This window comes from Limnobaculum eriocheiris (assembly GCF_021010575.1).
GTDB lineage: Bacteria > Pseudomonadota > Gammaproteobacteria > Enterobacterales > Enterobacteriaceae > Limnobaculum > Limnobaculum eriocheiris.
The window spans coordinates 1-13,035 of record NZ_JAJNAG010000063.1; the positions used below are offsets into that span (position 1 = coordinate 1).

General features: G+C 47.4%; 12 protein-coding genes. 4 read left to right on the plus strand and 8 right to left on the minus strand.

Features of this window, described 5'->3' with window-relative positions; genetic code table 11:
• Positions 1 to 13: 13 nt before the first annotated feature.
• The 3 genes from LPW36_RS16530 to LPW36_RS16540 are packed head-to-tail and all read left to right on the plus strand — an operon-like array spanning position 14 to position 5,309.
• Entirely contained in the window at positions 14 to 3,601 is a 3,588-nt protein-coding gene (locus LPW36_RS16530) for a hemagglutinin repeat-containing protein (RefSeq protein ID WP_230611591.1), read from the plus strand.
• Positions 3,552 to 4,067 (plus strand): hypothetical protein, encoded by a 516-nt coding sequence (locus LPW36_RS16535; RefSeq protein ID WP_230611593.1) that lies wholly within the window; start codon positions 3,552 to 3,554, stop codon positions 4,065 to 4,067. Before LPW36_RS16530 ends, LPW36_RS16535 begins: the two co-directional genes overlap by 50 nt.
• A 3-nt stretch (positions 4,068 to 4,070) precedes the next feature.
• Positions 4,071 to 5,309: a VENN motif pre-toxin domain-containing protein gene (locus tag LPW36_RS16540; protein ID WP_230611596.1), complete on the plus strand. Its 1,239-nt coding sequence runs from the start codon at positions 4,071 to 4,073 to the stop codon at positions 5,307 to 5,309.
• A gap of 307 nt (positions 5,310 to 5,616) precedes the next feature.
• On the opposite strand, the gene LPW36_RS16545 is transcribed toward LPW36_RS16540, so the two are convergent.
• The gene (locus tag LPW36_RS16545) at positions 5,617 to 5,859 is read right to left on the minus strand and encodes a SymE family type I addiction module toxin (RefSeq protein WP_230611598.1); all 243 of its coding nucleotides are present in this window, start codon (positions 5,857 to 5,859) and stop codon (positions 5,617 to 5,619) included.
• A gap of 84 nt (positions 5,860 to 5,943) precedes the next feature.
• On the opposite strand from LPW36_RS16545, the gene LPW36_RS16550 reads away from it, so the two are divergent.
• Complete coding sequence (locus tag LPW36_RS16550; RefSeq protein WP_230611600.1) at positions 5,944 to 6,213, plus strand: hypothetical protein; 270 nt, start codon at positions 5,944 to 5,946, stop codon at positions 6,211 to 6,213.
• 82 nt (positions 6,214 to 6,295) lie between these two features.
• On the opposite strand, the gene copA is transcribed toward LPW36_RS16550, so the two are convergent.
• The 7 genes from copA to LPW36_RS16585 form a co-directional block, all read right to left on the minus strand.
• Positions 6,296 to 9,022 carry a copper-exporting P-type ATPase CopA gene (gene copA / locus LPW36_RS16555; protein ID WP_230611602.1) on the minus strand — a complete coding sequence of 909 codons (2,727 nt, stop codon included), beginning with the start codon at positions 9,020 to 9,022 and terminating at the stop codon, positions 6,296 to 6,298.
• A 557-nt stretch (positions 9,023 to 9,579) separates the two neighbouring features.
• The gene (locus tag LPW36_RS16560) at positions 9,580 to 9,888 is read right to left on the minus strand and encodes a hypothetical protein (RefSeq protein ID WP_108899986.1); all 309 of its coding nucleotides are present in this window, start codon (positions 9,886 to 9,888) and stop codon (positions 9,580 to 9,582) included.
• Entirely contained in the window at positions 9,885 to 10,391 is a 507-nt protein-coding gene (locus tag LPW36_RS16565; protein WP_157953028.1) for a hypothetical protein, read from the minus strand. The genes LPW36_RS16560 and LPW36_RS16565 overlap by 4 nt, the downstream gene beginning before the upstream one ends.
• A 97-nt stretch (positions 10,392 to 10,488) precedes the next feature.
• Positions 10,489 to 10,995: a RadC family protein gene (radC, locus tag LPW36_RS16570; RefSeq protein ID WP_230611604.1), complete on the minus strand. Its 507-nt coding sequence runs from the start codon at positions 10,993 to 10,995 to the stop codon at positions 10,489 to 10,491.
• Between the two features lie 55 nt (positions 10,996 to 11,050).
• The gene (locus LPW36_RS16575) at positions 11,051 to 11,698 is read right to left on the minus strand and encodes an EcsC family protein (protein ID WP_230611606.1); all 648 of its coding nucleotides are present in this window, start codon (positions 11,696 to 11,698) and stop codon (positions 11,051 to 11,053) included.
• Between the two features lie 100 nt (positions 11,699 to 11,798).
• Positions 11,799 to 12,617, minus strand: coding sequence for a DUF932 domain-containing protein (locus tag LPW36_RS16580; protein WP_230611608.1), 819 nt, complete (start codon positions 12,615 to 12,617; stop codon positions 11,799 to 11,801).
• Between the two features lie 308 nt (positions 12,618 to 12,925).
• Positions 12,926 to 13,035, minus strand: a 110-nt coding sequence (locus tag LPW36_RS16585; RefSeq protein WP_230608631.1) for an IS1 family transposase, incomplete at its 5' end; no start/stop codon positions are given.

Here is a 13,035-nt window from a genome sequence, read left to right on the forward strand (position 1 = left end):
CAGCGGCGGGAATATGTCCATCGGTCGACTGCTTGATGAAAACGGCAATGCCACCGGGATGGGGGATGTGCTGAATAACCACAGTGCAACGATTGAGGCGCTGGGGGATTTACGGTTGTCGATGGGGGTGATTAATAATGTTAACGATCGCTTTTTGACTGAAGTTCGGCAAATTTCACAGGAACATATCCTGCAATACCGGATTGGTGGCGGCCAGAAATTTTATACACCTGATGAAATCTATATCGATTATGACAGGGAAGTACCGCATCTGGTGTCGGATGAATACCCCCGGGGTACTGATAATTATTATCTTTATGACTACACACGAACAACAGAAGAGACGGTAATTACTGAAACCGACCCGGCAAAGATATTGTCAGGCAGAAATCTTATTGTCACTGCGAATAACGTACTGAACGATAAAAGTCAGATTGTGGCCGGAAATATATTGAGTATTGATGCGGTTGAGCTCAATAACGTTGAAGCTGCCGGACAGCGCATTATCACCGATGTTGGTAATCAAAGAGAATATTACAGACAACCAATCAGTAGTGGTAGAGACAGACAAAAGTGGCGCGACCTTCCCTACACACCTGCACCAGTGGTGCAGGATATTATGCTCACACCTTCTGAAGCGCAAGGTAACACTCAACCTGGTGGCAGTGGGGCATCAATAGCCGGACGTCAGGAAACAGGCAATCCGGGTGGCGGTATTGGCGCAATAAATATCGAGCGGGTGAGTATTCAGCTGGCGGGTGCTGACGGTATAAAAGAGGTCAGCATTGTTACTCGTCCACCCAGTCTTAATTTGATATTGCCGAATGCCAGCCTGTATAAAATCAACCCGGCGGTGGGCAGTTTGTATCTGGTAGAAACCGACCCTCAGTTTACCCAGCTTAAACGCTGGTTGGGTTCGGACTATATGACCAGCAAATTAAAGGCTGATCCTGGCCATATGCATAAACGTCTGGGGGATGGTTACTATGAGCAGCAGCTTATCAGCGATCAGATAATCAGCCTGACCGGGCAGCGTTTTTTAAATGGCTACACTAATGACGAAGAGCAATATATGGCGCTGATGAACAGCGGCGTGGAGTTTGCTGAGAAGTACAACCTGTCGCTGGGCGTGGCGCTAACCAAAGAACAGATGGCCACCCTGACCTCAGATATCGTCTGGCTGGTTAGCCGGGATGTGACTCTGCCTGATGGCAGCGTCCAGACGGTGTTGGTACCGCAGGTGTATGCCATGGTGAAACCGCAAGATATTGACAGCAATGGTGCCTTACTGGCTGGTAAGCAGATTGGTCTGCAACTGACGGGAGATATGATCAATCAGGGGCGCATTCTGGCGGGAGATAAGCTTAGTGTACTGGCCCAGAATATTCAGAATATGGGCGGTAGTATCAGCGGTAATAACGTGGCGTTGATGGCGGGTAACGATATCAATAATATCGGCGGGTTAATGCAGGGTGGCGGTGGTCTGATGCTTAAAGCCGGTCGCGATATTAACGTTATCACCACCACGAATCATGCTGAGAACGGTACCAGCAAGAATCAGTCATCTCATACTAATATCAATCGGATGGGAGGACTAATAGTTAATAATGACAATGGTACGCTACAGCTTTCTGCCGGGAATGATATTAATCTGACGGCCGCGCTTGTCGGTAATCAGGGACAGAATGGTCGTACCTTGTTGGAAGCCGGTCATGACCTGAATATGAAGACGGTGACGGTCGATAATAGTCAGCACGCAGAGTTTAATAAAGATAACTACTATACCTTGAGCCATTCGCAGGATGTTGGTACCCAAATTAGTGGGAATGGCAATATTACTCTGGCGGCAAAAAATGATATCAATGTACGTGCGGCACAAGTCACGACGGACGGGCAACTTGCAGTCACTGCGGGTCACGATATTAATATTACTGCCGGTCAATCTACGGATTATATTGATACCCACAGGAAATCCAGTTACAGAGGTTCGTTGACTAAAACGACCAAAGAAGAACATTCGACTTCAGATACCACCTCTGCTCAAAGCAGTAATTTTAGTGGTGATACCGTTGTGATGAAGGCTGGAAATGATTTGCTTGTTCAGGGAAGTCAGGTTACTGCAACTCATGATATAGCGTTGAAATCAGGCAACAATCTGACGATTACCGGCGCACAGGAAACCAGCGATCAACTGCACATGGAGCGTGAAACTAAGTCTGGCATCATGAGCACCGGAGGAATAGGGGTAACTCAGGGCAAGATAGATGAAAAATCCACCCAGACCACCCATCGGACCAGCCATCTTGGCAGCACCGTTGGCAGTACTGAGGGCTGCGTATCGTTAGTTGCCGGGAATGACTTATCCATCAAAGGCTCTGACGTTATTGCCCAACAGGATATCAATCTGACGGGTAAAAACATCACCGTTGAGTCGGTGGATAACCAGACCCGTATTCACGACAAATATGAGCGCACCCAGTCGGGGGTGACCGTGGCGTTGTCCGGTGCAGTGGGCGGTGCGCTAAATGCGGCCGTGACCGAAGCGAAACAGGCGCAGGATACTCACGACAGTAAGATTAAAGCATTGCAGGAAATCAAGGCCGCCTTGTCGGCGGTGCAGGCCGTTCAGGCGGGCATGATGGACCTGCCCAAAGACAGTGAAGGCTTTGTGGGTATCAGCATTTCCGGCGGTACTCAGCGTACTGAATCCACCACCGATACCAAAATTCGGGCAGCGCAGGGTTCTACCATTGCGGCAGGTAACAATCTGTCCATGACAGCTACCGGCAACGGTGAAAAAGGCGCTGATGGCGATATCACCATTAGAGGCTCCACCCTGAATGCCGGTAACAATATGACTCTGGACGCCAACCGGGACGTTAACCTGCTGGCGGCGGCCAATACCCAGAAAACCGACAGTGAAAACCAGAGCTACGGCGGTAACGCCGGGGTCAGCTTTGGTGTTGGTGGGGGTAAAAATGGTCTGCGCTTCTTTGCGGATGCTAACTTCTCCAAAGGCAATATGCATGCAGACGGTCTGTACTGGACAGAGAGCCAGTTAGAGGCCGGTAATAATCTGACCATTATCAGCGGTCGGGATACCCGCCTGATTGGTGCACTGGCGAAAGGGGAATCTGTCATGATGGACGTGGGTCGCGACCTGACGGTGCGTTCATTGCAGGACACCGATGACTACAGCTATGAGCAATACTCACTCAATATTGCAGGCAGCTACGGCACCGGCTTTGATGGCAGTCTGGGTTTCACCATGGACAAGATGGACAGCACCTGGGCCAGCGTAAATGAGCAGAGCGGGATTTATGCCGGAAAAGGCGGTTATGACATTACCGTGGGTAAACACACCCAGTTAGACGGTGCGGTGATTGCGTCTGAAGCTACGCCGGATAAAAACAGTCTGGACACCGGTACGTTAGGCTGGAGTGATATTAAGAATAAGGCAGATTATGACGTCAGCCATGTGTCGATGAGTATTGGTTCGGGCGGCGGTGCGCCGTTTGGGTTCCCGGGGGTGCCGGTGACGCCTATCGTGGTTGCTTACGGCGATAGCAGATGGCAACATCACCATCCGCGACCAGAGTAATCAGCAGCAGGATATCGCAAAACTCAGCAACGATACCCAGAACGCGGCGAACCCGCTGGATAAAATCTTCAATGCCGAAGAGCAGATGCGTAATCTGGAGGCGATTAATCTGGCGGGACAGATTGTTTCGCAGGTGACGAGTATTGCCACCAATATTGGGGTGAAGAACGCTCAGGATGAAGCGAAGGCCAGTATGGAAGCTGCATCGAAAGACCCCGTTATTCAGGCGCAGGCCAGAGAGAATTTAGCAAAGCAGGATATCACGAACCCATCTCAGGAGCAGTTGAACAAGGCCACGTATGATGTGGTGTATCAGGCTGCTTATGAAAGACAGATGGAAACCTACGGCACGGGTAGTAATGTCGGGCGTGCGATACAGGCGGCTGGCGCTGCGCTGACGGTCGCGATGGGCGGCGGTAGTGCGGGGAACGCCGCAGCGGCGGCTTCGGCCCCGTTACTGGCTTAGGGTGTGAAGCGGCTGGCGGATGAGAATTTCCCGATAGACGAAGAACACCCGAATAATGCGAACCTGTTCGCGAAAGTGATTGGTCATGCGATTGTGGGTCTGGCGGTGGCGGAAGGTTCGGGGAATAATGGCCTGTCCGGCGCGTTGGGTGCGGCCAGTGGTGAGCTGATAGCGAAGACGATAGCGGAAGAGTATTTCGAAACCGATCCGAAAAAACTGACGGAAGCCCAGCGCCAGTTTATTGCTAATATGACTTCAATCGCGACTGGAGTGGCGGCTGGTTTAGTGGCGGATAATACGGCGGATGTGGGGACGGCAGCTTTGGCGGCGTATAACGCTGCGGTGAATAACTCGATAAGTGTGGATAATACGCGGGAATCGGTTAAAGAGAGTGCCCAATACTGGAAAGGTCAGGTACGTGAGAAGTTGGGTGAAAATACCGCCTCTCAACTTGCAAATGGTTTGATAATTCTTGCCAGTGAGGCCGGTGACTTAGCGTTGGCCGGTGGTGATACGGTGTTTGATGCGATAGCCGCATTGGCTACGTGTGCGACAGGAGGCGGTTATTGTAGCCAGGCGCAGAGCGATTTAGCTAAGAAGGATGCAGCCGCGGCAAATATTCTAAACACTATAATGAATGGTGATGCGTGGGAAGGGATCAAAGCGACAGCCATAAAAGCGGCTAATGGTGATCAGAAGGCTCTGGAGAGTGTAGCAGGGATATTGTCTGGGGCGCTGATACCAACTAAGGCTATGTCTGGTGGAGGTTCCCCAAGTAAGATTGTTGTTAAGCCTGTTGAACTTAAAGGTGGCGCGGGTGGGAGTTGGAACGTATTGGATGAGGTAATTAATCCAAATGTTGTTAAACAGGAGAGCCCTACTGCGTGCGGAGCTGCTTGTGGTGAGATGATGTTGAAAGATAGAGGTATTTTTACATCTCAGGTTGAGTTAGGTACAGAACTTACTTCTATGAACTCATTAGCAAACAAATTAAATAAAGTAGATAGTGGATGGGTGGGTAATCCAGTTGATGTGTCTAGTTTTAGTGCTCTTAATCAGACAGGTTCTTGGAGTGCCATGATGTGGGATTCTGGTAATAAAGTAGGTCATTGGGTTGTTGTAAAAGGTACAGATGAAATCGGAAATGTTCTTATCCATGATCCATTTAAAGGAACCAGCTATACAATGACTGTTAAAGATTTTAAGGATGTATGGAATGGACACAGTGTTTATAAACCATAATATTTATTTATTATCTCTCCGTTATGATGATGTAACGAAGGTCATTAATTATGAGTTTAGAGTAAATGAGAACGTAGAGCTTTTTTCTGCTAAACTAATTGATAATAAAGGAATAAGAGGCCTCGAATATACAGATGAACTTGATGACTTTATTATGTTAATAATGCCTTTCGAACCAACTATTTCAAAAATGTTAGTGAAACTTACATGGGATTTTATTAATGGGAAATCAGTGATTTTTCCAATTCAATTAATCTCTTGTTAATGGATAGCTCCCGGCCATTGGTCGGGAGCTTAGTTTTAACCGTTAGTTATTAACCGCCGCCTCAATCACCACTCGCCCCTGCTCAGAGGTAACAGTGACCGGCTGTCCGGGCGTAAACCCGAACTCTTCCAGCCATTTACCGCTGATTTTAAGCTGCGGACAGGGTTGAGTTTTGCCGCCGTTGGGGATATATCCCACGGTGTAATGACGGGGTAGTGGTTGTTTTGCTTTAACGGCCTGTTGTGGCCTATGGCGACAGCGCCAGTAACTACCTGCTAACAACACCTCATCTTCCCTTCACACCATTTCCTTATCGCCAATAACCAAAATCATCTAAACTTACTCAATAACATACCTCAGGAAATCATCATGATCAGTTCCCCGTCTTTAAGTCACGCACTGACGATTGCTATCTCGGCCGGTATTCGCGTTAAGGAAGTGTATGAGAGCTTATCAAAAGTGGAGATGATGATTTATATGTCAGGTGCATTAACCCCGGACGTTCGTCGAATGATTGAAAGGGAAGAGCCGACGTTACGGTATTGGTCAAGCGAGGAAACGCAGGATAATCCAGCCAGTGAAGGGTTTATCTGCGATGAATACCATGTTGGAATATCATTTCCTAAACAGGTGTTGTGATGAATATTAATATGCCCCAACCATGATTAACCAGGTTGGGGCATATTTTCCATTTTCACGATCAAATCCGGTTTTGGCTTAATTATCCTTTAGGTTTAAACCGCAATAACCGATTGGCATTTCCGACTACGGTAATGGACGACAACGCCATGGCGGCTCCCGCCACTACCGGGCTGAGTAAAGCGCCGGTTAGCGGATAAAGCACACCGGCCGCAATAGGGATACCCAGCGAATTATAAATAAAGGCCCCCAGCAGATTCTGCTTCATATTGCGCAAAGTGGCCTTAGACAGCTCCAGCGCATCGGCAACGCCGCTCAGGCTATGGCGCATCAGGGTAATTGCGGCAGTTTCAATAGCGATATCGCTACCGCCTCCCATGGCGATACCTACATCGGCACAGGCCAGTGCGGGAGCATCATTGATGCCATCGCCCACCATGGCAACTTTATGTCCTGCCTGTTGTAGTTGCTTAATGGCATCGGCCTTACCGTCAGGCAATACACCAGCGATAACTTTATCAATGCCTGCCTCTTTAGCAATGGCATTGGCGGTAACCTGATTATCTCCGGTTAGCATCACCAACTGATAACCCTGTTGATGCAAACGCTGTAGCGCCTGAATGCTATCGCTTCTTAACGGATCGCGGATGGCGAACACCGCAACTAATGTACCGTTTGCTGCCAGTAATACCGGCGTTGCTCCCCGTTCTGCTTCAGTACGAATAGCTTCAGCGGCGGCGCTAATATCTACCTGTTGCTCTGTCATTAAACGATCGTTACCCAGCAGAAGCACGGTTTCACCAACGGATCCGCTAACCCCTAAACCTCGCAGGGTACGGAACTCACTGACTTGCAGCAAAGTGATTCCTTCCGCTTTGGTTATAATCGCATGAGCCAATGGATGGCTGGCCCCTTGCTCTAATGTTGCCGCCCATTCTAATACCTGAGCTTCGGTGGCCTGATTAAAGGTATGGATAGCGGTAACCTGCGGTTTACCTTCAGTCAGAGTACCGGTTTTATCAAAAATGACGGTATCTACAGCGCTTGCCTGTTGCAGAGCATCGGCATCACGTACCAGTACGCCCAATTCAGCCGCGCGGCCAACGCCGGAAATAATCGACATGGGTGTTGCCAGACCCAGTGCACAAGGGCAGGCGATAATCAGTATCGTAGTCACTATCACCAGGGTATATACCAGCTGTGGTTGTGGTCCTGTCAGGTACCAAATCAATCCACTGATTAATGCAATGGCAACAACTACCGGTACAAATACTGCGGAAATACGGTCAGCCATGCGGCCAATTTCAGGCTTACTGCTTTGTGCCTGACGAACCAACTTGATAATACGCGCCAGAGTAGTTTGGTTACCAATAGCACCTGCGCGAAACAGCGCGCTACCGTCCTGCACTATGGTTCCTGCATGCACGCGATCCTGTGCTGATTTTTGCTGTGGCATGGCTTCGCCGGTCAACATGGCTTCATCCAGCCAGATCTCGCCCTGTATCACTTCACCATCCACCGGAACTCGATCGCCGGTGGTCAGCCGAATTGACATACCCACCTGAACTTCAGACAGCGGGATCACTTTCTCACCCTGTTCGGTCACTACTTTTGCGGTTGGTGGCGTTAAGTCCAGCAGTCGTTCCAGCGCTTTTGATGAGCGTTGTCTTGCCCGCTGTTCCAGCGCATGACCCAAATTGATCAAACCGATAATCATGGCGCTGGCTTCAAAATAGATATGCCGGGCAGCCATTGGGAAAATCTGTGGCCAGATAGCCACGCTGATAGAGTAAATCCAGGCGGCACCGGTACCCAGTGCAATCAGGGTATCCATAGTCGCGCTGCGGTTCATCAGGCTACGCCAGGCATTCACATAGAAATGCCCCCCGGCGGCAATCATCACCGCCAGAGTGATCAGGCCGGTAACAATCCAGTAAGGTTGATTATCGGAGGTCACCATCATGGTGCCGCCAAATACGCCCCACAGCATAAGTGGAACACCTAATGCCAGCGCCAGTGCGGACTGCCAACGGTATTTACGAATGCTTTTTTGTGAGGTTTCATGCTGACGGGCACGGCGTTGCTCTTCATCCTGAATTATCTCTGCCCCATAACCGGCTTTTTGTACCGCACTGATGAGTTCTGCCTGTTGTGGTTGACCAAAGACCATTGCGCTGCGTTCCGCCAGATTGACCCGGGCCTGCTCAACGCCGGGAACGCTTTCCAGTGCTTTTTGAACTTTGTTCACGCAGCTGGCACAGCTCATACCGCTAAGTAGTAGCTGTACACTGTCATCGCTATCATCGGTCGCTACTGTTGGTAATGTCTCTGCCGGATGGTTATTTTCCGCCGCTGTCATTGGCCCCGGCTTTTCTGATATTGACAGCGGCTCAGTTTTTGGGTGAACGGTACCGGTACTCAGGCTGGCTTCATAGCCAGCTTGTTTAACGGCTTCAATTAACACTGAAGGTTCTGCAGTACCATAGATTTCGGCTTTGTCTAGGGTAACATCCGCTGCCAGCACGCCATCAACCGCTTCCAGGGCTTTAGTGGTTGCGCCGGTACAGTGGCCGCATGAGAGACCTGACAGCGCTAAGGTCACGTCAGGTTTGGCGGTTTCAGCCTGATAGCCAGCCTGTTCAACGGCGGCAATGAGTTCAGCATCCGACAGTTCACTAACCACTTTAGCCTGAGTAACGTTTACATCGCTGGATTGCACGCCGGGCAGGGCGTCCAGTGCTTTTTTGACTCTACCGGCACAGCCCATACAGGACAAACCGGTCAGTTGCAGAATAGTAGTGTGTTGCATAATAGACTCCTGATTACTTGCTCAGATTTTTCTACCGTAATTGGCTTTTCTTAGCTGTAATGAAGTTTAAACCTTCCAGCAACGGGAAGGTCAAGTGATTTCTTTGTAACTGATAAGAAAGGAAAATGTTTATACCTTTAGATTTAAGGCCCCCAAAGAGGCCCCTAATTATGAATGGTTAAACGAGATGTTCCCAATGTCTTTTCGAAAGCAACAAATATGGAAAAGTTCATGCTCATAGATTTTGTAGCTTTAGATGATTGTACAACAATATCACTACAGTTGTCCGATACTACCTTACTATTGAATAAGTAAAAAATATGTATTTCAGGTCGGCAAGTTGAGCACATTGCCAACCTCAAACCCAATTTTAGTCTATTATTAGCTGTGGTTAAAATTGCATGTCTTCATCAAAAATAGTGGGCTATGGTAAGAAAATGAACGGGAACTAGAAATGTTAGTAAGGACAGTAGCTAGGGAATATTTCAAAGCCATCCTCTTTCAGCAAACGATATGCACTGACTACGACTAGCGATTTATTTGTTTAGTAAATCGTTTTAGACTTCATCTGTCCCGATTACAAACAAATAGGATAGTGGTTGCAACGCAACCATGTTTAGGGATAAGTGTGTTCGACACCATTCAGTAAAAGCAGGTTTATCAAAATCCAACTGGTGGTCACGGATAAACTCAAGGTCCAGTATGACGAACTCCGCGTTTGCTGAACTTTTCGTTACTGGGTAGAAAATACCTTCGCTACCCAACGTTGTTAAATCGTTAAACGCCGATTCAGTGACCCAGACAGTGTGTATCAAATCAACATTCTCCAGTGATTTTAGTGACAGTAGACGCGTAGTCAGATTCATTGTGTTACTCCTGCTAATATTTCGGTGGGAAGCGTTATCCCTATCGCAAGTTCAGTGTACAACCAGTCAGCGACATGTTGCCATTCAGCACCACTGACATCAGACGTGATTTTCCAGACATTTGGACAGGTGTGTTGGGCGAGCAGTAATACCGCCATGACCATAAAACGGTAGGGGTGACCATGGGTATGACAATATCCCCGGTCGTAAGGATGGCGATGTCGGTTCAAGATAAAGGTATCGCTGCTGAGTTGATGGTGATGCTCCCCGTTAAAGACGATAACGCCGAGTCCTATCAGGCTATCATCGTAACGCAGTGGCGTGATACCGGCACCATTGCAGATAACGGGGAGAGGGGTAATGCCTGTGCTTTCGGGATTCAGGCGGACCTGTCGATGGGCGCGGGTGACCAGATGACACAGCGTGAACCAGTCTTCCTGAACGATATCGTGTAATAATTTAAAATGAAATGCGCCAGTTTTTGGCGCAGGGAATGTCAGCATAGGAAAATCTCCATGTTATTGTTGGTAAATAGTAGTGAAATAGAGGAGAGGGTGTGTGGGTCTGGTCTAGGATTGGGGAAGTCGAGGGTGGTTTGAACTATAACCAGCCCCGTTCGGCAAACGATACCAGTTCTCCATGGCCAACGACAAAATGGTCTAATAATTTTATTTCGACCAGCGATAAAATCTCTTTCAGTTTGTTAGTAAGTGCACGATCTGCCTGACTAGGCTCTGCAACCCCTGAGGGATGATTATGTGCAAGGATAACGGCAGCGGCATTGAACGTGAGCGATTCTTTAACAATTTCTCTGGGATACACTGATGCTTCACTAATGGTACCGATGGCTGTTATATCACTGGAAATAAGACGATGCTGATTATCCAGGTATAAAACCATAAATACTTCTTTTTCTAATCGTTCCAACTGTAAGCGCAGATAGTCTCTGGTCTGGGTTGATGAAGTAAAAGAGTAAGGCCTGACTTTTATCTGCTTTTCTAATAGTTGTAATGCCATATTGATGATGCGTTTTTCGCGTACTTTATCTTGCATAGTCGTACTCTCAATAATCGGTGGAAATAAAATAACAAAAACAGGCTTAACCATTGCTGGTGAGCCTGTTTCTATAGACTGAGGAGTTAAAGATGTTGATATATCGGATTCATTTATTTTGAATTATCATGAGATTTATCTCTGATTGAATAAAGATATCCCTGGCTATATTACCGACGATATTGGTAGAAACACTGTCAAACAGACCGCCAACCAAGCCTCCTGCAAAGGGAATAAATTTAACCAGATTCACACTGCTTCGTTGCCCCAGTTGAGATAATAAGCGGGTACTAACTGACCGGCTGATACTATTAACCATTTCTGCGGAAAGTTTGTTCAAAACGGTCCCGGTTATCTTAATACCAATTCCTTTCAGTATGTCTTTAGCGACATTTCCACACAGACATAAGTAAATGAATGTTTTGACTTTCTCGTCTCTGGGATCGTGTCCTCCCATATACGCAATGGCTGCGGCCATTCTGACTTGAATAAATATAATGCTGGAGATGTTGGCTGGAATAGCGACAGGTAGCGTTATCATTCCACCTAAACCTGTCAAAAAACCGCTGGCTCCTGCTTTGGCATTTTGCCAGCGAATAAGTGCGTTAACATTGTCGAGCAGATTATCACTTTCTGATAAATAGGAATCAGCCAGTTCCCGAGCTGAATCTAAACCGGCTATGCCGTTTAAAGCTTTATCATAGGCCCAGTCCAATACATTTTGGATATGGGACAGCGTGAATGTATTGTCATTCATCGTTATATTTTCCTGAGTTAGTGTGTATAGGACTAAAACATCATGGTGAGAGTAGGACTGGTGTATAGAGCAATAAAAAGAGAGTGGAATGAGACTGTTATTAAGCGAGTCGTAGCATCTCCTCAGCTAACACCCAGAGCGCCTTATTTAGTTTGATATCTCCATCAATACTTTTTACCGCCCGGGTGTGCGTGCGCTTACCATTAGCGGCGATGCCTCGGATACCACCTTTTGACAGGTTTTCTTGTACTCGCTGATAGGTTGACCAGAGATCGTCTTTCTTATCTTCCCAACGTCTGGGTATAAGTAACTGGTTTTCAGTAATGGGTTGATGCTCTTCACCAAAACGATAAGTTAGTGCTGCGTGAGCGAAGGCTTGTTGAGCAGGTAGGGATAATGTTGTACCTAACATAGTTTCGCGTTGCTCAGTAACCTTATCAAAAATTCCTAATACTTCATAAGCACCTTCAATAACCTGGTCAACCACATCGCCTTTATGGGGAACCCGGACTTCACCAAAGCTGTCACCACAGACCAGTCCATTACTGCAAACAAAGCGAAACAGGCCTGGTATCATCTGGTAACTGCTGGAACCATCATGACTGTTCAATAAGATGATCTCCGGCACTTCTTTTCCGGCAATTTGTCCTTCTCTGCGCAGACGTAACATATGCTTAGTATGGTCCCGCTTGTCCAAATCCCGGACGCGGGTCTGGCAGGCAAAGAAAGGATGAAATCCTTCGTGACGAAGTTTATCCAGCAGGGTAATTGTTGGGATATAGGTATAACGATCACTACGGGAATGGTGCTTTTCTTCAGAAAAGATGCTGGGAACATAACGGGCTAATTCATCATTGGTTAGTGCCCGGTCACGGCGTACCGAGTGAGATGCATGGAAGCGAGATGCAAGATGCGTCATAGTGTTATCTCCTAGACATAAGAGGGAATGGCTGAATGATGTATTACCTTAGTTACACAGGAAATTTCTTATCAATCAGCATAAAAGTGACGCTACACCACGGTTAGGTGGGTAACGTCACTTTTATGATTTATGTCTGAAAGTATTTGGGATGGGGTTACGATACAGTTTCGATATTTAAAGGCCTGAGAAAGGTCTTTTGGTTATGGTATAGGTTTAATGAATTTATTTATTATGTTTTACTCTTAAATATTCTTTGTTAATTATTAGCTCTAATATTTCATGGATTTTTTGGTCGTGACGCAGATTTAGTGGTAATGATTGATCGTCAGATACCATCCGATGATCTTATCGTGCATTTCTTCTGACTTTGAGAAGCAGATAGTCTTGCGGGTCAACCGTTTAAGATGGGTTCGCA

Excerpts from the sequence above, each read along its gene's own strand:
- LPW36_RS16530 (WP_230611591.1), top strand. The coding sequence starts at position 14 with ATGTCCATCGGTCGACTGCTTGATGAAAACGGCAATGCCACCGGGATG.
- LPW36_RS16550 (WP_230611600.1), top strand. The coding sequence starts at position 5,944 with ATGATCAGTTCCCCGTCTTTAAGTCACGCACTGACGATTGCTATCTCG.
- copA (WP_230611602.1), bottom strand. The coding sequence starts at position 9,022 with ATGCAACACACTACTATTCTGCAACTGACCGGTTTGTCCTGTATGGGC.
- LPW36_RS16560 (WP_108899986.1), bottom strand. The coding sequence starts at position 9,888 with ATGAATCTGACTACGCGTCTACTGTCACTAAAATCACTGGAGAATGTT.
- LPW36_RS16565 (WP_157953028.1), bottom strand. The coding sequence starts at position 10,391 with ATGCTGACATTCCCTGCGCCAAAAACTGGCGCATTTCATTTTAAATTA.
- radC (WP_230611604.1), bottom strand. The coding sequence starts at position 10,995 with ATGGTTAAGCCTGTTTTTGTTATTTTATTTCCACCGATTATTGAGAGT.
- LPW36_RS16575 (WP_230611606.1), bottom strand. The coding sequence starts at position 11,698 with ATGAATGACAATACATTCACGCTGTCCCATATCCAAAATGTATTGGAC.
- LPW36_RS16580 (WP_230611608.1), bottom strand. The coding sequence starts at position 12,617 with ATGACGCATCTTGCATCTCGCTTCCATGCATCTCACTCGGTACGCCGT.